Source organism: Actinoplanes palleronii (genome assembly GCF_016862315.1).
Taxonomy (GTDB): domain Bacteria; phylum Actinomycetota; class Actinomycetes; order Mycobacteriales; family Micromonosporaceae; genus Actinoplanes; species Actinoplanes palleronii.
In genome coordinates, this window is sequence record NZ_BOMS01000025.1 from 85,200 (window position 1) to 105,950 (window position 20,751).

14 protein-coding genes are annotated in these 20,751 nt (G+C 73.3%); 3 read left to right on the forward strand and 11 right to left on the reverse strand.

Annotated elements, in window-relative coordinates; translation table 11 throughout:
* Positions 1-25: 25 nt before the first annotated feature.
* Complete coding sequence (locus tag Apa02nite_RS09820) at positions 26-1,018, reverse strand: glycosyltransferase family 2 protein (protein WP_203824767.1); 993 nt, start codon at positions 1,016-1,018, stop codon at positions 26-28.
* On the reverse strand, positions 1,018-2,646 hold the full coding sequence (locus Apa02nite_RS09825) for a hypothetical protein (protein WP_203824749.1): 1,629 nt from the start codon (positions 2,644-2,646) through the stop codon (positions 1,018-1,020). Before Apa02nite_RS09825 ends, Apa02nite_RS09820 begins: the two co-directional genes overlap by 1 nt.
* Before the next feature lie 85 nt (positions 2,647-2,731).
* On the opposite strand from Apa02nite_RS09825, the gene Apa02nite_RS09830 reads away from it, so the two are divergent.
* A complete protein-coding gene (locus Apa02nite_RS09830; protein WP_203824750.1) occupies positions 2,732-4,735 on the forward strand; it encodes an acyltransferase family protein in 2,004 nt (667 codons plus the stop codon).
* Here the strand turns inward: Apa02nite_RS09830 and Apa02nite_RS09835 are convergent.
* Together Apa02nite_RS09835 and Apa02nite_RS09840 are read right to left on the reverse strand one after the other, a co-directional pair.
* The gene (locus Apa02nite_RS09835) at positions 4,718-5,395 is read right to left on the reverse strand and encodes a hypothetical protein (RefSeq protein WP_203824751.1); all 678 of its coding nucleotides are present in this window, start codon (positions 5,393-5,395) and stop codon (positions 4,718-4,720) included. The two genes, Apa02nite_RS09830 and Apa02nite_RS09835, sit on opposite strands and share 18 nt — an antisense overlap.
* A gap of 2 nt (positions 5,396-5,397) precedes the next feature.
* Entirely contained in the window at positions 5,398-7,575 is a 2,178-nt protein-coding gene (locus Apa02nite_RS09840) for a glycosyltransferase (RefSeq protein WP_203824752.1), read from the reverse strand.
* Positions 7,576-7,677: 102 nt separating this feature from the next.
* Between Apa02nite_RS09840 and Apa02nite_RS09845 the strand changes: the two genes are divergently transcribed.
* Positions 7,678-9,954, forward strand: a complete 2,277-nt coding sequence (locus Apa02nite_RS09845; protein WP_203824753.1) for a glycosyltransferase — start codon at positions 7,678-7,680, stop codon at positions 9,952-9,954.
* Between the two features lie 343 nt (positions 9,955-10,297).
* The gene (locus Apa02nite_RS09850) at positions 10,298-10,783 is read left to right on the forward strand and encodes a CAP domain-containing protein (protein WP_203824754.1); all 486 of its coding nucleotides are present in this window, start codon (positions 10,298-10,300) and stop codon (positions 10,781-10,783) included.
* A 225-nt stretch (positions 10,784-11,008) separates the two neighbouring features.
* On the opposite strand, the gene Apa02nite_RS09855 is transcribed toward Apa02nite_RS09850, so the two are convergent.
* The 7 genes from Apa02nite_RS09855 to ftsY all read right to left on the reverse strand — a co-directional run bounded on the left by Apa02nite_RS09855 (position 11,009) and on the right by ftsY (position 20,665).
* Positions 11,009-12,076 (reverse strand): O-methyltransferase, encoded by a 1,068-nt coding sequence (locus tag Apa02nite_RS09855; protein ID WP_203824755.1) that lies wholly within the window; start codon positions 12,074-12,076, stop codon positions 11,009-11,011.
* Between the two features lie 55 nt (positions 12,077-12,131).
* Positions 12,132-14,402 carry a glycosyltransferase gene (locus tag Apa02nite_RS09860; RefSeq protein ID WP_203824756.1) on the reverse strand — a complete coding sequence of 757 codons (2,271 nt, stop codon included), beginning with the start codon at positions 14,400-14,402 and terminating at the stop codon, positions 12,132-12,134.
* A gap of 31 nt (positions 14,403-14,433) precedes the next feature.
* Positions 14,434-16,701: a [protein-PII] uridylyltransferase gene (locus Apa02nite_RS09865; RefSeq protein WP_203824757.1), complete on the reverse strand. Its 2,268-nt coding sequence runs from the start codon at positions 16,699-16,701 to the stop codon at positions 14,434-14,436.
* Between the two features lie 4 nt (positions 16,702-16,705).
* Entirely contained in the window at positions 16,706-17,044 is a 339-nt protein-coding gene (locus Apa02nite_RS09870) for a P-II family nitrogen regulator (RefSeq protein ID WP_014694245.1), read from the reverse strand.
* A 36-nt stretch (positions 17,045-17,080) separates the two neighbouring features.
* A complete protein-coding gene (locus Apa02nite_RS09875; protein WP_275412456.1) occupies positions 17,081-18,451 on the reverse strand; it encodes an ammonium transporter in 1,371 nt (456 codons plus the stop codon).
* 209 nt (positions 18,452-18,660) lie between these two features.
* The gene (locus Apa02nite_RS09880) at positions 18,661-19,458 is read right to left on the reverse strand and encodes an aminoglycoside phosphotransferase family protein (protein ID WP_067698730.1); all 798 of its coding nucleotides are present in this window, start codon (positions 19,456-19,458) and stop codon (positions 18,661-18,663) included.
* Between the two features lie 40 nt (positions 19,459-19,498).
* Positions 19,499-20,665, reverse strand: a complete 1,167-nt coding sequence (gene ftsY, locus Apa02nite_RS09885; RefSeq protein WP_203824758.1) for a signal recognition particle-docking protein FtsY — start codon at positions 20,663-20,665, stop codon at positions 19,499-19,501.
* Positions 20,666-20,751: the final 86 nt, after the last annotated feature.

The following is a 20,751-nucleotide window of genomic DNA, read 5'->3' on the forward strand; positions in this document are numbered from 1 at the left end:
GCGGGAGGGCAGCGCTCCGGTGGGGTCAGTGGTGGTCGGCATGTTCGGTCCACTGTTCCGGGACATCGAGTGACCGTAGCCGCCTCGGGCCGGTCGTCTCCGTGACCCGGTGGCCGCCGGCGTGTTCCTGGATCAGGTAGCGGGGGCGGCCCCGGACCTCCTCGTGGATCCTGGCCAGGTATTCGCCGATCACGCCGAGGCCCAGCAGCACGAACGTGCCGGTGATCAGCAGCAGCAGGATGACCGTGGGGAAGCCGGCCACCGAGTGGCCCTGCATCCAGCGGACCAGGGTCTGCACGCCCAGCACCAGCGAGAACGCGGCGAAGGCCAGACCAACGCCGGTGACCAGGTGCAGCGGCGCCGAGGTGAACGAGGTCAGGCCGTTCACCGCCAGGCGGAACAGCGAGCGGACGGTCCACCGGGACGTGCCGCCCTCCCGGTGATCGATGTCGATCTCGACGGTCTCCCGGGTGAAGCCGATCCAGCTGCTGGTGCCGCGGAAGAACGACGAGTGTTCGGGCATCCGGAGCAGCGCGTCCAGCGCGGGGCGGCCGAGCAGCCGGAAGTCGGTGGCGTCGACCAGGTCGACCTGGGTGAGGCGGGTGAACGCGCCGTTGAAGACCCGGGCGCCGAGCCGGCTGCTCAGGGACTGGCCGGTGCGGTTGCGTTTGACCGCCTCGACCACCTGGGCGCCGGACCGCCAGCGGCGGATCATCTCGGGGATCGCGGACGGCGGGTGCTGCAGGTCGGCGTCGATCACCACGGTGGCGTCGCCGGTGGCGTGTTCCAGCCCGGCCAGCAGGGCGGCTTCCTTGCCGAAGTTGCGGGAGAGCCGCACCCCGTGAATCCGCGGGTCGAGGACCGCGCAGGCGGCGATCCGGTTCCACGAGTCGTCGCGGGAGCCGTCGTCGACCAGGATCAGCTCGTACTCGTAGCCGGCGAGCACCTCGTCCATCCGGCGGAGGAACCGGTCGACGCCGGCGCCCTCGTTGTAGACAGGAGCGACCACAGAGATCATCACGGCGCCTCCGTACAGAAGGGTCGGCCGGCCAGTTTCCCGGCGGCCGTGTCGACGGCCTGGTCGAAGCGCCGCATCTCGGGCGGGTAGCCGGACCGGCGGGCGGGCGGCAGCGTCGCGCGGAACTGGTCGCGCAGCGTGCAGCGGCGGGCGTCGCCGGCCGCGGACCGGTCGAAGTCGACGACCTCCTGCGCCACCCGATCGTGCAGGTAGGCGGCTTTCTCCGACGCGCCGGCCGCCCGGAAGTCGCGGTTCGCCGAGGTCGAGACCGCTGCGATCAACACCAGCATGAGTACGCCGGTGAGCACCCCGATCCGGTGCCCCCGAGCGCTCCGGTGCCCGCGGGCGAACACTCCGGTCAGCACCGCCACGGTGAGCAGCGCGCCCCCGGCCCCGGCCAGCGCGCTGTCCCGCCAGCCCAGCCCCCACCAGCCGGCCGTGGCGAGCCGCTGCACCTGCTCGTTGAGCGCGCCCATCCCGGCGGCCAGGATCAGCGCGGACAGCCCGATGCCGGCGAGTGCCAAGGCCTGCCGCCGGTCCGGGGTGTCGCAGCGGGGCAGGTCGGCCCAGAACCGGCGGACCAGCAGGAGCAGCACCAGCAGCGCGAGCAGCAGGGCCGGGCCGAGGGTGTGGCCGTACGGGCCTTCGGTGGCGCGCTGCCACATCAGCGGGGGCAGCCACGAGGTCAGCCGGTTGGGCATCGCACCGAGCGCGCCGGCCGGTGCCACGTCCGAGCCGGAGTAGCAGTTCCCGTCCGCGCACTTGTCCGCGATCAGAGCCCGGACCGGCACCGCCACCGGCAGGAACCCGGCCCAGAGCAGCCCGGTGAAGCGGGCCCCGGCGCCCCGGAACGTCTCCCGCCAGGTGAGCCCGAGCACGGTGCGGGCCCGGATCACCGCGGCGGCGGTGGCCAGCGGCAGGGCCAGGTAGGCCATCTCGTTGAAGGCGGCCAGCACCGCGCCGAGCAGCACGGCGAGCACGCCGAGCCGGGTGCCGAGCCGGATCCGGCCGACCGTCCGGGCGGCGAGCGCGGCGACCAGCAGCACCATCGCGGCGGTCAGGAAGTAGAGGCCGCCGAAGAGGACCGTGGTGCTGGTCCGGCCGGCCGCCACGAACCCGCCGCCGAGCGCGAACGGCAGCACCGCGGTGATCAGCGACGGCGGCCCGGCGAACGGGCGGCCGCGGGACACCACGCACTCGGCCAGCACCAGCGTGGCCAGGGTCAGCAGGATCGCGGTGGCGAACGAGACCAGCCGCAGCGCGACGTTGGCCGGCAGCCCGAACAGGTCGACGAGCCCGAACGTGACGGCGTCCAGCGCCCACTCCACCATCCGGCCGAGCGGGCGGAAGTTGCCCAGGTTCAGGTATTGCGGGACGGACCGGATCGCCTCGCCGAACAGTTCCCACGGGCGGGACAGGTAGCGGGCGCCGTTGGCGTACACGTTGAACCGGTGGTCGGCGCTGGGGGCGACCGCGACCAGCGGGGACATCACGATCAGCGGGACCAGGGCGGCGCGCAGCACGATGCCCCGCCACACCGGCCGCCAGGACGGGCTCGCGGCGAGCGTGGGACGCGGCCCGGCGCCGGCGTCCGGCCGTGGGGTGGCGATCGACGTCTCGGCTGTCACACCAGACGCAACGACGGCCCGGTGGCGAGGATGCGACACGGACGACAGGCCGACACCTGTGCCCGGGGCGGCGCGTTAGAGGGCGATGAGCCACTCGCCGACGACCCCGGACCGCCCAGGTTTCCGTCCCGACATCGAAGGCCTGCGTGCGGTCGCGGTGCTCCTGGTCGTGCTCGGGCACGCCGGGGTGCCGCTGGCCGCGGGCGGCTACGTGGGGGTGGACGTCTTCTTCGTCATCTCCGGTTTCCTGATCACGTCGTTGCTGCTGCGCGAGGCGGCGACCGGACGGGTGTCGATCCGCCGGTTCTATGCCCGGCGGGCCATGCGGCTGCTGCCGGCCGCCGCGCTGGTGCTGGTCACCACGCTGGTGGCGGCCCGGCTGTGGCTGCCGGCGATCCGGATGGGCGAGCTGGCCCGGGACGCACTGTCGGCCGCCGGCTACGTCGCCAACCTGCGCTTCGCGGTCACCGGTACGGACTACCTGAACGCCGACGCCCCGCCCTCGCCGTTCCAGCACTTCTGGTCGCTCGCCGTCGAGGAGCAGTTCTACCTGGTCTGGCCGCTGCTCCTGCTGCTGATCCCGGCCCGGGGACGCAAGCCGCTGCTGGTGGCGCTGGTGCTGGCGTCGTTCACGGCCGGGGTGCTGGAGACCGCGCGCTCGGCGCCCTGGGGCTATTTCGGGCCACACGCACGGGCCTGGGAGCTCGGCGTCGGCGCGCTGCTCGCGGTGTTCCTGAAGAACCCGAGGCCGAACACGTGGCTGGGCGGGGCCGGGCTGGCCGGGATCCTGGTCGCGGCGCTCTGGTTCGACGACGGCACGGCGTACCCCGGTGGGTTTGCTCTGCTTCCGGTGGCCGGCGCGGCGGCCGTGCTGGCCGGTGGTTTCCGCCCCCTGGCGGCCCGGCCGTTGCAGGTCGTCGGCCGGCTCTCCTACGGCTGGTACCTCTGGCACTGGCCGCTGCTGCTGATCGGGCCGGCCGCGCTCGGGGTGGAGCCGTCGTTGCCGCTCGCGCTGCTGCTCTCGGCGGTCGCGCTGGGCCTGGCCTGGATGACGTATCACCTGGTGGAGAACCCGCTGCGGCAGCACGCGCAGCTGCGCCGGCGGCCGATCCGGGCGCTCGGGCTGGGCGCCGGGCTGTCCGGCGCGGTGGCCGCCGTCGCGGTCACCATCGCGCTGCTGCCGCACCCGGTGCCGGCCGGCGCGGCGATCCGGGACCTGCCGGCCGCGGCGGCCCGGGCCACCGACCCGTACGCGGTGATCACCCGAGCGGTCCGGAGCAGTCGCACCACCCGGGAGTTGCCGGCGAACCTGACCCCGTCGCTGACCACGGTGAACGCCGACAAGGCCCGGGTGTGGGCGGACCAGTGCCACGTGGAGGTGCCGGTGCTCGTCGCGCCGGCCGGGTGCGTCTACGGCGACCCGGCCTCGGCCACCACGATCGTGCTCTACGGCGACTCGCACGCCGCCCAGTGGTTCCCGGCGCTGGAACAGCTCGCCACCCGGCGCCACTGGAAGCTGGTCTCGCTCAGCAAGTCCTCCTGCTCGGCCGCCGACCTGCGGCTCTGGCACGACGGGCTGAAGCGGGAGTACACCGAGTGCGGCGCGTTCCACACCTCGGCGGTGGCCCGGATCCGGGCGCTGCGACCGGCGCTCGTGGTGATCGGGTCGAGTTTCAACTACCGGCCGGTCGACACCCGTACGGATGAGGCCACCCAGTGGCAGGCCGCCTGGCAGCGAACGGTCACCTCGGTGCGGGCACCGGTCGCGCTGATCGCCGACACCCCCTACCTGGGTGGCGAGCGGGTGCCGATCTGCGTCGCCCGGCAGGCCCGTCTGAAGCGGATCAACCGGTGCGGGAAGAGCGCCGCGACGGCCCTGCGTGGGCCGGCGCAGCGCTCGGCACTGCACCGGCTCACCGGGGTCACGGTGATCGACCCGGTGCCGTGGCTGTGCACGGACTTCTGCCCGCCGGTGATCGGCAACGTGCTCGCCTACCGGGACTCCAACCACCTGACCAGCACGTATGCCAGAACGGTGGCGCCGCTGCTAGAAAAGGCGCTGGAGCAGGCGCTACCGCAGCTGAAGTAGGTCGGCGAGGACCGGCGGGCGCAGCCGGTCCACCACCACGGTCCGGTCCAGCGCGTGGTCCCGGGACAGCTGGGCGAGTCGCTCGGCGAGCAGGTCGTCCCAGGCCCGGTCGGGCCGGTGCTTCTCCCAGGTGGCCCGGTCCGGCAGGTACTCCAGCAGCACCCCGAGCTTGCGCAGTAGGGAGAACGCCGGATCGTCGGTGAGCACCACCGGCCGGTGGTCCGGCGTCACCAGCAGCCGCTGGTTGACCGTGACCAGGAAGTCGCGCAGCGCGTCGTGGTCCAGGCCGATCGCCACGTACAGGCAGGCGGGCCGCCGCTTCGCGGCCGGCGTCCGGGAAACCTGCTCGGGTACGACCGGAACCCCCTCCCCCTGGGGCCGCAACCGCCGGGCCAGTCCCCGGACCAGCTGCGGCGAGGTGTGCCACGGGTCCCGGGCGAACGACACCAGCGCCCGTCCCAGCCGGTACGACCCGCTGGTCCGCAACCGCTGGCTCTTCTCCCGTTCCCGGTCCCGCTGCTCGGCGAGCCGATCGCAGCGGGCCCGCCACGAGTCCCGTTCCAGCTCGACCGAGCGCATCCGCCCGGTCAGTGCGGCGATCTCCCAGCGCAGTCTCTCGAGTTCGGGCCCGGCCGGGGCCATCGTGGATGAGTCGGACATGTTCACGCTCCGCTTCGTACGTTCTCTGCGGCCAACCCGGCCAGCCACCGGGCCGCGGCCGCCGCGCCGTTGCCGAATCCGACTTCCGCGCACCGCCGGGCGAGCTGTTCCCGCACCTCGGGCCGCACCGCCTCGGCGAGCACCCGGTCCAATTCACCACTTTCCGGGTCTTCTACGCACAACGCCGCGCCGGTGGCCGCCGCGAACCGGGCCCGGGCCACCTGATCGTCGAGCGAGGTGGCCCGGTTCGGCACGAACACGGCCGGCACCCCGAACGCCAGCAGCTCGTGGAACGAGTTGTATCCGGACGCGCTGACCACCAGGTCCAGCCCGCGCAGATACCGGCTGATCGGGTACACCTTGACCACCCGCGCGCCGGGCACCACCGGCATCGGGTCGGTGGCGATCATCGACTCGGCGAGCAGCACCTGGAAGCCGGCCTCGCGCAGGTGCCGGGCGATCCGGCCGACCGGCGACGCGATGTCGTTGATGTTGCCGGCGCCCAGTTGCAGCAGCGCGGCCGGCCGGCCCGGTTCGATGCCGAGCGCGGCCCGGGCCTCGTCCGGCTCGGCCAGGTCGTCCCGGTCCAGCAGCATGATCGGCTCGACCTGGTGCACCCGGGCCCGGTCGGCGACGGTCGGTCCCGCGTCGACCGACGAGGCGAACTCGCCGGGCTCCAGGATGCCGTCGAAGACCGCGCCCCGGCTGATCCACTCGGCGCCGGTGTCGCGCCGCCACATCGGCCGGCGCACCCACACCCAGGTGACGTCCGGCCGGGCCGCCGCGGCGGCCACGATGCCCTCGTGCGGGACGCTGTCCACCGCGACCACGGCCGGGCGGTGCAGGTCGACCAGGTGTTCCAGCCGGGACTGCAGGAAGCCGGCCCAGCGCTGCTTGGGCAGGCCGAGCACGGCGCGCGACGGCAGGTACTCGGTGAGGAAACCCTCCCGGTGTGCGACCGACGCGCCGTACGACTGGGTCGCGATCACCGCGGGGTGACCGGCCGGCAGCCGGCGGCCGATCGCCATCAGCCGGGACAGGTGCCCGAGCCCGGCCCCGTTGTCGCTGAGCATCAGCACCGGGCGGGGCGCCGGCGGGCGCGCCCGGTGCGTCGTCGCGCGATGGGCGGCCGCCCGTCCGACGACTCCCCGGTCGGCGAGCCGGGCCAGGTGCGAGGCGGTGCCGTACCGGGCGTCGACGAAGTCCCGGGCCCGGGTGACCACCGCGCGGTACCGGTCGCGGTCCGCCCACAGCTCCCGGACCAGCGGTTCCACCCCGGCCGGCGTGGTGTAGAGCGCGGCGTCGCCGAAGATCGGCCGGAAGTGCTCACCGACGATCGCCGGCACCCCGGCGGCCATCGCCTCAAGGATGGTCCGGCCGAACGCCTCGACCAGGTCCGGGTCGTGGAAGTAGACGAAGAAGTCGACGGTGCGCAGGAACGCGGCAGGCTCCTCGGCGCCGAACGGGACCACGTCCCAGCCGGCCGGCCGGCGGCCGAGCAGCCGGGTCGCGATCTCACCGCCGCCCAGCACCCGGACCCGCAGGTCGCCCCGGTCCGGGTAGGCCCGCAGCAGCTCACCGGCGGTCCGCGGCCACTTCACCGGGTCGGCCCGCCCGTGCCGGCCGATCACCGGTACGGCGGCGACCGGCCCGTGCCGATCGGCCCACCACTGCCCCGAATCGATGATCTCGTGCCAGTCGCCGGCGGCCAGCGGCACACCGGGCATGGTGTCCCGCACCTGCGGGCTGATCGGCATCCACTCGATCGCCGGGCCGAAGTACAGCTCGACCCGGTCCCGGACCTCGTCGACGTCGTAGTACCGCTTCGGGTCCGCGGCGTCGCCGGGCGCCTGGTTGAACACCATCACGGTGTGCTCGGCCTGCACCCGCGGCACCACGGCCAGGTCGGCCGTGAAGATCCGGGGCTGGCGGACCACCAGCAGCCGGGCGTTGACCGCGGCGTCCGGCGTGGCCAGCTCGGCCAGGCCGTCCCGGATCAGGTCGGCGATCCGCGGGCTGAACGGCAGCCCGTCCCGATTGTGCGGGGACGGTACGTGCACCAGGATCGTGCGCAACCCGGCTTCGGCCTGGGCGCGCACCTCGGCCGCGATGGCCGCCGAGTTCCCGCCCGGGTATCGGAAATCGGAGAGGATCGCCACGTCATGGACGGTCACGGTCATGCTCGTGTACTCCGTTGCTAGAACCGGACTTTCCCCCGGCGGGCACAACGAACCGCGGCCCGGTCACGTCACGCCGGGCCCGGCCGGGGCGTTGGGCAGACCATGCGCACGCACATCACCCCGGATTCGTACGGATCAGCCCTGTTGGACCGGCATCTGCGGACGCTGCGCAAGGCCGGTCCGGAGGGGCCCGCGACGGCCGCGCTGCAGGCCCGCTCGGTGGACGCGCGAGCGCTGCTGGCACACGCCGCGGGCGTCACCGACCTGGACGCGCTGATCGCCACGGCCCGGGCCGGCCGCCCGCTGCCCGGCGGCGCCGACCCGTGGGCGCTCGGCGAGCTGGCCCGGGTGATCGCCTGCCAGGACCTCGAGCCGGAGGACCGAGCGGACGGGCTGGCGCTGTTCGACGCGCTGCTGCGCGAGCACGGGCCGGCTGCGATCGCCCCGGAGCACCAGGGCCTGCACGCCCAGCTCGCGTTCCCGGTCGGGCGGGCCGCCGACCTGCTGGCCCGGTACCCGACGATCCCGAGGACGGTCCGCGAGGCGCTCGCCGTCGACCTGGCCGAGCCGGGCGACTGGCTGGCCCGGTTCACCGCCCTGCTGCCCGCGCCGGGGCTGACCGTCGCCGACGGGACCGGGCCGCGGTTCGACCGGCTGGTGCCCGGCGCGGTGGCCGCGGTGGACGACCCGCGGACGATCACGACGGTGGTCACCACGTACCGGCCCGGGCCGGCGCTGCTGGTGACGGTGCGCTCGCTGATCGCGCAGAGCTGGACGAACCACGAGATCCTGATCGTCGACGACGGGTCCGAGGACACCACGGCCCTGGACGCGGCGGCCGCGCTGGACCCGCGGGTCCGGGTGCTGCGGCTATCGGTGAACGGCGGCACGTACCTGGCCCGCAACGCCGGGCTGGACGCGGCGGCCGGCGAGTTCGTGACGTTCCAGGACTCCGACGACTGGTCCCATCCGCTGCGGCTGGAACGGCAGGTGGCGCCACTGATCGCGGAGAAGCAGGTGTTCGCGACCACGTCGGCCGGGATGCGGGTGACCGGGGATCTCGTGGTGACCCGGCCGGGGTATCCGGGGCACCGGTCGTACAACCTGTCGTCGCTGATGCTGCGCCGCGAGCCGGCCCTCAAGGAGCTCGGCTACCTGGACACCGTCCGCAAGGGCGCGGACGCCGAATACGTGGAGCGGGCCCGGGCGGTGTTCGGCCGGCCGGCCGTACCACACCTGGGCGGCGAGACCCTGGCCCTGATCCGGCTCTCCGGCGGCTCACTGTCCAGTGCGGACATGGCGGCCGGCTGGATGCACCCGGCGCGGCACGCGTACCTCTCCGCGTTCCAGGCCTGGCACACCCGGGTCACCGCCGGGCGGGAGGCGGCCTTCCGGCCGCGGAGACCGCTGCGGCGGACGTTCGCCGCGCCGCACCGGCTGGCCGGGACCACGGTCAACCCTGACGGGTACGACCTGGTGCTGGCCGGCGACTTCACCGCGCCGGAGAGCGCCGGCCCGCTGCGCGCGCTGCTGGCCGAGAACGTGCCGGTGACCGTGCTGCACCTGCCGACGCTCGACGCCGCCACCCGCAACCTCGACCCGGACGTCCAACGCATGATCAACGTGGGTTCGGTGGCGCAGGTGCTGCTCGCCGACCGGGTGCACGCCAGGCTGCTCGTCGTCCGCGGCCCGGCGCCGCTGGCGTTCGCGTCCGGACTGCCCAGCGGGGTGCGCGCCGACCGCGTGGTGATCGAGGACGATCCGGCGTGGGCGCCGGCCGCCGGCGCGTGCCTGGCCGCGGCCCGGCGGCTGTTCGGCGCCGAGCCGGCGCTGGTGACGCTGCCGGCCACGGTGGATCCGCGCCGGTGGCGGGCGACCCGCGGGGAACCGGACTCGGAACGCCCGATCCTGGGCCGGGCCGTCGCCGGCGACGAGTTCCGGTCGCTGCGCCAGACGCTGCGGGACTCACCCGACTTCGACGTCCGCCTGCTGGACCGCTCCGACGGCTCCCCCGCGGCGTTCGGCGCCCGCCCGCCGCTGCACTGGCTGATCTACCAGGAGCGCGACGTCACCCCGCGGTCGTTCCTGCACCAGCTCGACTACTACCTGGGCGGCGCCGACGGCCCGGCCGACCTGCTGGCCCCGCTGGCGGCCGGCTGCGTCCTGCTGCTCCCCCCGGACCGCGAACCGGAATACGGCGAAGCCGCCGTCTACTGCACCCCCGACGACCTGCACCGCACCGTCCGTCGCCTGCACCGCTCCCCGGCCCGCTACGCCGCACAGAGCGCCCGCGGCCGCGACTACGCCCGCCGCCACCACCACGGCCGCTACGCCGAAGCCCTCCAGGCCCTCCTGCACCCCATCCCCCGCCCCCGCTGACCCGCACGCGACGCGGGCGGCCGCACCGGCAGGCAGCGCGCCTCCGGGTTGGTGGCTGGCTCTCAGGGGTGTCTCCGCGCTGCGGAGACACCCCTGAGGCCCAGCCGGGGCCGCCACGCGCGCCGCGGTCCGGAGCGGGCCGCGACGTCGCGTCGGCCTCACGGGCGGGACTCGGCTCGTAGCCTGCGGCGGGGCGCTCCGTATTCGTACAAAATGGGGTTGGGGGTCGGCAACCGAACAGCGACGCAGCTACGCCCGGTTGGCATTCGAGTCGGCCGGAGCGGGGCCGAAGAGAACGGTGAACCTGGCAGCAGCCAGGCGCCGAACTCCGAAAGGGCCTCCCTTGCGCTCGCTCTTCCGCCGCTTCGCCCTGGTCGCTGCTCTCGCCCCCGCCGCCGCTCTCGGCGTCACCCTGTTCGCCGCGCCGGCGCAGGCCGCGCCGGTCACCGAGGCCACCATGCAGGCCGACATCGTGCGGCTGACCAACGTGCAGCGCACCGCGCACGGCTGCGCCGCCCTCAAGGTCGACGAGCGGCTGATCACCGCGGCGCGGGGGCACAGCGCCTACATGGGGCAGACCGGCTCGTTCAGTCACACCGGCAAGGGCGGCTCGAACTTCGTCGCCCGGGAGAAGGCCGCCGGCTACCCGAAGCCGTCCGCCGAGAACATCGCCTGGGGCTACCGCTCCGGCAAGGACGTGGTCAGCGCGTGGATGAAGAGCCCGGGCCACCGCGCCAACATCCTCAGCTGCAAGTCGAAGACGGTCGGCGTAGGCGCCGTCTACAGCGACAACGGCACCCCCTATTTCACCCAGGACTTCGGCTACTGAGCCAATTGGCCTCGCTCCGCTCAGCAGGCGTTTCGCCCCTGAGAGTCGGGCGACATGCGTGCTGGTTGCGGTCACACCAGCCTGCCTGACGGAAGAAGCTCGGAGTCCCGGCCGATCCCCCTGCGGCCGGGACTCCGGATCAACGCCCGTGTCGCGGACACAGCACGGAGTTCCGGCCGATCCCCCTGCGGCCGGAACTCCGGTTACACCATCCGTTTCACGGGCTCAAGGCAACGCCCCGGCCGATCCCCCTGCGGCCGGGGCGTTTGCCGTTGCCGTCATGAGGACTTTGCGCTCGTAAGAAAGGACGGCGTGGCGGCCGAGCATCTCGCCCTCGCGGGACAGGCCGTCGACAGTGGTCAGCCAGCGGTCGATGGCGGCCTGTTCGTCCTTGCGGTTGACGTCGTCGAAGACGATCGTGGCGTGGTCCGCCAGGCGGGGGCCGATCACCGGCAGCGCCGGGTAGCGGCTGTCCGGCCCGACCGCCGCGGGCGGCCCGTCGACCAGCAGGAAGTCGACGCCGTCCAGATCCTCGCAGGCGGCCGGGTCGTACCAGGGGTAGACACGGCCGGCCAGCTCGACCGGTGCCAGCGGCGCGTCGCGCACCTCGGCCACCCCGGTCAGCCCGTGCGCCTCGAGGGCCGCGCGGGTGCGGTTCGCGTACTCCGGGTCGTGGTCGAGCGAGATCAGCCGGCCGCCGACCTGTTCCAGCGCGTAGGCCAGCCAGATCGTGGACGTGCCGCTGCCCAGCTCGAGGACCAGTTTCGGTCGCCGGGAGCGGACCAGGAACAGCAGCTCCAGCAGGTCGGTCGGGTTCAGCGCGTAGTCGCCGGAGGACGGCATCGGCGCGCGCGGCGTGAAGCCCTGGAACAGCTGCACCGTCGCCTCCAGCTCGCGGGGCACCGCCAGCTGCAGGTTGCGCACCCCGCGGTCGGCGATCCGCTGCACCCGGGTGACCGCGTCGAACAGTTCGCGGTGCCGGTCCTCGGTGGCGAGCCGCTGGCGTTCCACGGCGGACACCACCCGGCGCTGCGTCTGGTCGAGCACCACGCGCAGGTCGCGGATCTCCCGGCGGTCGGCGCGCAGCGTGACCAGCCGCCGGTTCAGGTGCAGCACCCCGGCCATCACCAGGGCGAGCAGCGCGGCGACCAGGCAGACCGCCAGACCGGTCGCCCCGAGCGCGGCGGCCGCGGTGACGGCGGCGACGAGCAGTGCGGTGAGCGCGACGGCGGCCAGGGTCCGCGGGCCGAGCTCGCGTACCCGCCCGGCCAGCCGATCAAGTCTCCGGACCATGAAAACCGCCACCTCCCGTGCCTGCGCGCGGCCGCGGGGGCGACCACATCAAGCCCTAACGCGGCAAGCTACCGAGCGTTACGCGGATCCGGTCGGTGAACGGCTCCGGGTGGTAGGCCGCGCGCAGCGCCGACCGGTTGCGCCGCCGCTGCTCGGCGACGAGTTCCGGATCGGCCTGGAACCGGCGCAGCAGCGCACCGACCTGGTCGGGCCGGCAGTGCACCCCGATCGGCCCGGGCTCCCCGGTGATCACGACGCAGCCCATCGCGGCGGCGTCCAGCACCGAGCGGCCGGTCGGCGCCGGGAAGCTCAGCGCGAAGTCGAGCTGCCCGAAGAACTCCGGCGGGTCCACCTCGGCGGCCCGGTAGATCAGCCGCCGGGCCGACTGCCGGGGCAGCGGCGCCCCGTCGGCGAGCCGGATCCGCACGTCGACGCCGGTCAGCCCGTCGAACACGGCAAGTTCCCGGCTGTCGGTCACCTCGGCACCGACCACCGGCACCCGGGGCAGCGTCGGGCGGCGCAGCGTGTCAGGCCCGTCGGTGGCCACCGTCGGCAGATCAAAGTCGGTCACCACCAGGTCCGGCACGCCGTGCAGCGCCGCGCGGACCGCCGGCCCCTGCGGGCACCACAGCGCCGGGACCCGGAACATCCGCTCGGCCGCGGCGGTACAGGCGCCCAGCGCGCCTCCCGGCACCTCGTCGATCAAAAACATGAGGGTACGGGGTGACAGCCCCACCTCCCCGGCCGGCGGATGGCGCATCACCTCGGGCTGCCGCACCAGCAGCAGTCCGCAGTGGACCCGATCGGTGAGCACCACCTGCCCGATCCGCCCCGTGTTGACCAGGTGCTGCACCGCCGGGTGCACCGGCAGCCGGGTCCGTACCGGTCGCCGCCAGTCCTCCAGGTGCAGGATCGCCACCCGCAGCCCCCGGGCGGCGAGCGCCTCGATCTCGGCGAGCGCGGACCGCTGGGTCTCGGCCAGCACCCGCCAGTCGGCGGCGACTGTCACGTCGTACCAGAGCGGTGGCACCTCGGTCGACGCGGACCGCGAGAGGTGCGGCGGCGCCGGGAACGGGCGGTCCGATCCGTCGCGCGGCCGGAAGGCCGACGCCTCACCGGCAGCGATCCGCCGGTGCCAGGTGGTGTAGCCGGAGAGGTAGGCGGCCCGGGCCGGGTGGATCCAGTACGGCCGGATCTCGGACCGGGACAGCGAGCCGGCCGACAGCCGGATCAGCGCGAGGTGCACCGGCAGGTGGCGCACCGCCCGCTCGCCGAACGCCGCGGTGATCCGCGCGATGTACTCGGAGTCGCCGCCCTTGCGGACCACGTCGAGGTATCCGGCCCGGTCCAGCACCGCGGCCCGGCGCACCAGCAGCGCGGACGGGTTGAGCTTGCCGCCGCGCCGGCCGAGCCGGGTCAGCGTGAGGTCCTCGGTGACCCGGCGGCCGTCCGACGTGGACGCGACAAGTGCCGGGTCGATCAGCAGCGGGGTGACCTGCAGCTCCAGCCGTCGCGGATGCGACCAGTCGTCGGAGTCCTGGAACGTCACGAACTCGCCGGTCGCCGCGTCCAGCCCGGTGTTGCGGGCCACGTACGTGCCGGCGTTCACGCTCTGACGCAGCAGCCGCACCCGCGGGTCCAGCGCCACCGCCCGCCGCAGCACCACGTCGAACTGCGGCGGCGACGCGTCGTCCACCACCAGCACTTCCAGGTTCCGCCAGGACTGCCGGGTGATCGACCGGACCGCGGTGATCAGCCCCTCGTCCGGCCGGTACGCGGTGATCACCACGGTGATCCGTTCCGGTCGTTCGATCGGGGCGGGCTCCCGCGTGTAAAGCCGGTCGAACGGCGCCAGATGGTCCCGGTGGTCCAGCCGGAGCGACGGACCGGGCAGCCCGGCGCCGAACCGCCGCAGCCACGGCCCCACCGGCCGCCCCGGGTTCCGGAACGGGTTGGCCAGGTCGGTGCCGATCTCGTGCCGGACCTGGCGGTCGAGCCCGGCGAGCCGCACCGGCCGGCCCTCGAGCAGCGCCAGCTGGGCGTGCACCGCGATCCCCCGGGCGCCGATCAGCTCGAACAGCGCGAGGGCGTCGGCCCGGTCGGTCGGCAGCACGTCCTGCAACGCCATGATCCGCGCCAGGGTGGCCAGCAGGTCGGGCCGGACCGTCACGTCCCGCCCGCGCAGCCCGCCCCGGGCGGCCGCCAGCAGCTCGGCCAGGCCACCCCGGCCGCTCAGCCCGGCAGACGCCAGCTCTTCCCGCAGACTCACCGCGCGGTTACGGACCATCGCGGCCACCAGAGTGGCCGGCTTCTCGTCCCCGATCATCGGTCGGTCCAACGCGCCGACCGGCGTCGAGTTACACGGCGGCCAGGACCGCCCGCTGCACCCGATCCCGCTCGGCCGCTTCGTCCCACGCCCCGACCAGGTAGAACGCGTCGACGACGTCACCGCCGAGGGTCGAGATCCGCGCCGCCCGGATCTCCGCGCCGGCCTCGTCGAGCGCGCTGGTCACCCGGTAGAGCAGGCCCGGCGAGTCGGCCGCCCGCAACTCCAGCACGACCGCGCCGGTGGCGACCGCGCGCTGCCAGACCACCCGCGGCTCGGCGGTGCCACCGCGGGCGCTCATCGCACGGGCCCGGACCCGCTGGGTCACCGAGACGTCACCGGAGGCGACGCGGCGCAGGTCCGCGGCGAGGGCGACCGGATCGTACGGCGTGCCGTACCGCGGCTGGGTGTAACACGAGACGATGGCTCGCCCGTCGACCGTGGAGGTGTTCGCGGCGACCACGTCAAGCCGGTGCATGGCCAGGCAGGCGGCCACCCCGGCGAGCAGTCCCCGCCGGTCGGCGGCCGCCACCGACACCTCGTCGCCCTCCAGGTGCACCACCGGCAGGTCGCCGGTGAGCAGCTCCGGGTCGGGCTCGGGCGGCTCGGGCAGGGCGCCGGTGTCCAGCGCGGTGTGCACCCGGCGGACCAGCTCGGCCATCAGCCGGCCCTTCCAGTCCGACCAGGCGGCCGGGCCGGTGGCGTGCGAGTCGGCCCGGGACAGCGCGTGCAGCAGGTCGAGGGTGGCCGGGTCGCCGACCGCCTCGGCGACCGCGGAGATGGTCAGCGGGTCGTCGAGGTCGCGGCGGGTGGCCACGTCCGGCAGCAGCAGGTGCAGGCGGACCATCTTCTCGACGGTGGCCACGTCGGCCGGCGGCAGACCGATCCGGGCGGCGATGTCGGCGGCGATCGGCGCGCCCACGAGGCTGTGGTCACCGGGCAGGCCCTTGCCGACGTCGTGCAGGAACGCGCCGATCAGCAGCAGGTCGGGGCGGTCCACCTCGCGGGCGTACTTGGTGGCCTCGTAGGCGGCCTGGACCAGGTGCCGGTCCAGGGTGAACCGGTGCACCGGGTGGTGCTGCGGGAGGCTGCGCATCCGGGCCCACTCGGGGAGCCACGCGTCGATCAGGCCGTACCTGTCGCAGGCCTCCCAGGCCGGCAGCAGGCCGGGACCGGCGCCGAGCAGCGAGACCAGCGCGGCCCGGGCGGAGGCCGGCCACGGGTTCGGCAGCGGCGGGCAGAACGAGGCGAGCCACTCGCTGGTGGCCCGGGCGATCGGAAGCTGCACGGTGGCGGCCGCGGCGGCCACCCGCAGCGAGAGGCTGGGGTCCGGCAGCGGGCCGATCGCGGTGCGGGCCAGCACGAGCTCGCCGTCCTGCTCGACCACGTCGCGGGCGACCGGGCGGCGGGCCGGTGCGATCGGGGTGGTGCCCCGGCGGCGGCCGCTGCGCAGCCGGTCGATGGCCCGCCAGGCGTCGTCGACGGCGTGCGCGACGGTCCGCGCGTCGCCGGAGACCCGCCGCAGCAGTGTGTCCGGGTCCTCGATCTCCAGCAGGTCGGCGACGGTGGAGCGTTCCTGGGCGACCAGGCGGTCCACCCGGCGGCCGACCGCGAGGTGCAGGGCGTCCCGGGTGTCCAGCAGCCGCAGCGCGGCGGCGCGGACCGCGGGGCGCATGGTGTCGGCGATCCCGGCGCGGCCGACGCCGCGCAGCAGGGTCACGTCGCGCAGCCCGCCGGACGCCTCCTTGAGGTCGCCCTCGAGCAGGAAGGCGAGCTCGCCGTGGCTGGCCCAGCGGCTCTGGGTGATCTCTTTGAGCTGGGGCATCAGGCGGACCGCGGTGCGCCGCCACTGATCCCCGGAAGCCGCGATCATCTCGGCGGAGAGGCTCGCGTCGCCGGCCACGTGCCGGGCGTCGAGCAGGCCGAGGGCGACCTTCACGTCGTCGTGCGCGACCGACAGCGCCTCGGGCAGGGTGCGCACCGAGTGGTCCAGGCCGAGCCGGGCGTCCCAGATCGGGTACCACAGCGCGGACGCGATCCGGTCGATGCCGGCCGTCCCGTTGTGCAGCAGCACCAGGTCCAGGTCGCTGTAGGGGGCGCAGTCGCGCCGGCCCAGCCCGCCCACCGCGAGCAGGCTGACGCCGGGCAGGTGGCTCGGGAAGAGCTCCCGCAGCCAGACGTCGAGCGCCGCGGCACGCTCGTCGCGTGCCGCGGCTCCGATGTGTTCGCGCAGCTTGTCGAGGGAGCCCCCGGCCGGACGCGCGGGCGGGGCCGGAGGCTCACTCAACGGGTTCGTCATGTGCTTACAGTGCGTCCAGGCCGCGTTCGCCGGTACGGACCCGGATGACGTCGTCGACCGTCGTCACCCAGACCTTGCCATCACCGATCTTGCCGGTCCGCGAGGCGGTCACGACGGCGTCGACGATCTTCTCGACGTCGATCTCGTCCGTGATCACCTCGACCTTGATCTTCGGGAGGAACTCGACGGTGTACTCGGCACCCCGGTAGACCTCGGTGTGCCCCTTCTGCCGGCCGTAACCCTGTACCTCGCTCACGGTGAGCCCGGCGACGCCGAGGGCGTGCAGAGCCTCCTTCACCGCGTCGAGCTGGTACGGCTTGATGACCGCGGTCACCAGCTTCATGCTCAGTCCTTCCAATCCAGCAGCCATGGGGGGAGATTAACCGGCGACCTTCTGGCTGACATCAGCCTTGCCATCGGCGTCGACGGCCTTGCTCGAGGAGATACCCGCCATGGCGAAGGCGCCACCGCCACCGGAACCGGCGGCCGGGGTGTTCTCGTACGCGGTCTCGCCGTGGTCGGCGATGTCGATGCCGCCGATCTCGGCCTCCTCGGAGACCCGCAGCAGCTTGATCTTCTTCAGGACGAAGGCGATCAGGGCCGCGATGGCCAGCGAGTAGACGGTGACCGCGGCGCTGCCGACGAACTGCCGGCCGAGCTGGGTGAAACCGCCGCCGTAGAAGAGGCCGTCCGAACCACCGAGCACGTCGGTGATCGCGCTGTTGGCCGTGTTGGTGGCGAAGAAGCCGATGGAGAGCGAGCCGATCCAGCCACCGACGAAGTGGACGCCGACCACGTCGAGCGAGTCGTCGTAGCCCAGCTTGTACTTCAGGCCGACGGCCAGGGCACAGACCACGCCGGCGATCAGACCGAGCAGCACGGCCGGCAGCGGGGCGATGAAGCCACACGCCGGGGTGATGGCGACCAGACCGGCGACCGCACCGGAGGACGCGCCGACCAGGGTCGGCTTACGGTCCCGGATCCACTCGACGGCGACCCAGCCGAGCAGCGCGGCGGCCGTGGCGAGCTGGGTGTTGACGAACGCGATACCGGTGACGCTGTCGACGGTCAGCTCGGAGCCGGCGTTGAAGCCGAACCAGCCGAACCAGAGCAGACCGGCGCCGAGGGCGACGAACGGCACGTTGTGCGGACGCATGTTGTCCCGCGGCCAGCCGACCCGCTTGCCGAGCACCAGGGCGACACCGAGGGCGGCCGCACCGGCGTTGATGTGCACAGCGGTACCACCGGCGAAGTCCAGCGCGTGCAGCTTCGCGCCGATCCAGCCACCGCCCCAGACCCAGTGGGCGACGGGGACGTAGACCAGGGTGAACCACCCGATCGCGAAGAGCACCCAGCCGCCGAACTTGAGACGGTCCGAGAGCGCGCCGCTGATCAGGGCGACCGTGATGACCGCGAACATCATCTGGAAGGCCATGAAGACGTAGATCGGGATACCGGTGGTGCCCCAGAGGTCGCCGGCCCAGCTGATGTCGGTGCCGCCGTACTGGGTGAGGTTGCCGATGAACTGGTTCAGGCTCGCGTTGCCACTGGCGCCGAACGAGAGGCTGAATCCGTAGAGCGCCCACAGCACGGAGATGATCCCGATGCTGGAGAAGCTCATCATCATCATGTTCAGGGCGCCTTTGGACCGGTTGAGGCCCCCGTAGAAGAGCGCCAAGCCGGGTGTCATGAGCAAAACGAGCGCAGACGACAGGAGCAACCAAGCGGTGTTGCCGATGTTGATCTCCACGCTGCCTCCTCTCGGGATTAAGTGTCTTCACACCTGACCGAGGTGGCTGCGATGCCGGTCGGCCGGTTCGAGGCAGAGCGTTCCGGCTGGCTGTTTCGAGCACGGTCTACGCGCGATTTCCGGCGCGTCACGGGTTGTTTCCGACGTGTGAAGAAACTCTCACAGGCGGTTAAGTGATCTTGGCTGAACAGGCAAAATGCCCGCCTGATCTAGCGGAGGGCGTATTCGAGCGTGTGCCGCTCGTAATCCAGCAGCCGCAGATCGCGCATCGGGCGGCGCAGATGGCCCTTGTGCACGATCCGGACGAACGCCGGGTCACCGGCCGCCGCCATCCGGCGGATGCCCTCGACGTGATCGACGATCCGTTTCCTTATGGTCCGCACCAGCCGATGCCGGTCCCGCGGGATCAGCCCGTAGGCGTCCGCGAACAACCGCAGCCGGCGCGGCCGGTTCGGCCGCTTCCAGCCCAGCGTGTACGAGTCCCGGTCGCTGAACAGCGGCACCCAGGTCCACGCCGCGTACGCCACGTCGTAGATCCGGGAACCGGGCGAGGCCAGGTCGAAGTCGATCAGGGCGAGGGTGCCGTCCGGACGCCAGACCACGTTGTGCGGGGCGGCGTCGTGGTGGCAGATCACCTCGGTGTCCGGCGGGGGCGGGCCGAACGAGCGCCAGACCGCGCCGGGCGGCGGTACGAAGCCGTACTGCGCGTCGTGGAACATCCGCAGCATGGTCGCGACCGTGACCAGCGCTTCCTCGGTCACCCAGTGCGGGGCCAGCGGGTATTCGCCGCACTCGCCGTCGAGGTACGTGAGCACCTCGCGGTTCTTCTCGTCCATCCCCAGCGCGCTCGGCGAGCCGGTGAACCCGACCCGTTCGAGGTGGTTGAGCAACGCGTGGACGGCCGGCGTCCACGGCCCGGCATTACGCCGGACCGTGTCGCCGATCCGGGACACCGTGCTGACGTTGCCACCGTGCAGCGGTATCTCGCGCAGCGGCTCCTGCGTCACCCACAGCCTCCCTGGATATACCCACGTAACAAAGGCGAGCCTACGCGGTCTCTCCCAGCAGGGCCTCGACGAAGGCCGCCGGCTCGAACGGGGCGAGGTCGTCCGGACCCTCGCCCAGGCCCACCAGCTTCACCGGAATACCCAGCTTGCGCTGCACCGCGATGACGATGCCGCCCTTCGCGGTGCCGTCCAGCTTGGTGAGCACCACACCCGTGACATCCACCACCTCAGTGAACACCCGGGCCTGTTCGAGGCCGTTCTGGCCGGTGGTGGCGTCCAGCACGAGCAGCGTCTCGTCGACCGGGCCGTGCTTCTCCACCACCCGCTTGACCTTGCCCAGCTCGTCCATCAGGCCGATCTTGTTCTGCAGCCGGCCGGCGGTGTCCACCAGCACCACGTCCACGCCGGTCTCGATGCCGCGCTTGACCGCGTCGAACGCCACGCTGGCCGGGTCGCCGCCCTCCGGCCCGCGGACCGTCTCGGCGCCGACCCGCTCGCCCCAGGTGGCCAGCTGCTCGGCGGCCGCCGCCCGGAACGTGTCGGCCGCGCCGAACAGCACGGTGCGCCCGTCCGCGATCAGCACCCGGCCGATCTTGCCGCAGGTGGTGGTCTTGCCGGCGCCGTTGACGCCGACCACCATCACCACCGCGGGACGGCCCTCGTGCCCGGTGGTGCGCAGGCTGCGGTCGAGATCCGGCTCGAGTGCCGCGGTCAGCTCCTCGACGAGCTGCTCACGCACACCGGCCACGGTCCGGGTGCCGAGGATCCGGACCCGCTCACGCAGCCGCTCCACGATCACCTGGGTGGCCTCGACGCCGACGTCCGCGGTGATCAGGCTGTCCTCGATCTCCTCCCAGTCGTCCTCCTCCAGGTGGTCCCGGGAGAGCACGGTGAGCAGGCCCCGGCCCAGCGCGGACTGCGAGCGGGCCAGCCGGGCGCGCAGCCGGACCAGGCGGCCGGCGGTCGGCTCGGGGGTCTCGATCTTTTGAATGAGAGGAGGCAGCTCCTCCTCTTCCACCGGAAGCGGCGGAAGCACCACCGGCGGCGCTTCGACCGCGGGTTCGACGACCGGCGGCCGCTCCAGGGTGGTGGTCGAGGCCTCGGACGGCGGCGGGAGCTCCCGGCGGCGCATCTTCGGCACCACCAGCCCGACCGCGCCCACGACCAGGACGACGAGCAGGATCACTGCGGCGACCACGTATTCCATAGCCGAAATCCTGACAGATGAGCCGTCCGGCCGTGGCAGAGGCCACGCACTGGCGAATCCGGGCGTGGGTAGTAAGGATGTGCAGG

Bases quoted from the DNA above. Each gene is read 5' to 3' on its own strand.
- Apa02nite_RS09830 (WP_203824750.1), top strand. From the start codon at position 2,732: ATGAGCCACTCGCCGACGACCCCGGACCGCCCAGGTTTCCGTCCCGAC.
- Apa02nite_RS09840 (WP_203824752.1), bottom strand. From the start codon at position 7,575: ATGACCGTGACCGTCCATGACGTGGCGATCCTCTCCGATTTCCGATAC.
- ftsY (WP_203824758.1), bottom strand. From the start codon at position 20,665: ATGGAATACGTGGTCGCCGCAGTGATCCTGCTCGTCGTCCTGGTCGTG.
- Apa02nite_RS09845 (WP_203824753.1), top strand. From the start codon at position 7,678: ATGCGCACGCACATCACCCCGGATTCGTACGGATCAGCCCTGTTGGAC.
- Apa02nite_RS09865 (WP_203824757.1), bottom strand. From the start codon at position 16,701: ATGACGAACCCGTTGAGTGAGCCTCCGGCCCCGCCCGCGCGTCCGGCC.
- Apa02nite_RS09870 (WP_014694245.1), bottom strand. From the start codon at position 17,044: ATGAAGCTGGTGACCGCGGTCATCAAGCCGTACCAGCTCGACGCGGTG.
- Apa02nite_RS09855 (WP_203824755.1), bottom strand. From the start codon at position 12,076: ATGGTCCGGAGACTTGATCGGCTGGCCGGGCGGGTACGCGAGCTCGGC.
- Apa02nite_RS09835 (WP_203824751.1), bottom strand. From the start codon at position 5,395: ATGTCCGACTCATCCACGATGGCCCCGGCCGGGCCCGAACTCGAGAGA.
- Apa02nite_RS09820 (WP_203824767.1), bottom strand. From the start codon at position 1,018: ATGATCTCTGTGGTCGCTCCTGTCTACAACGAGGGCGCCGGCGTCGAC.
- Apa02nite_RS09860 (WP_203824756.1), bottom strand. From the start codon at position 14,402: ATGATCGGGGACGAGAAGCCGGCCACTCTGGTGGCCGCGATGGTCCGT.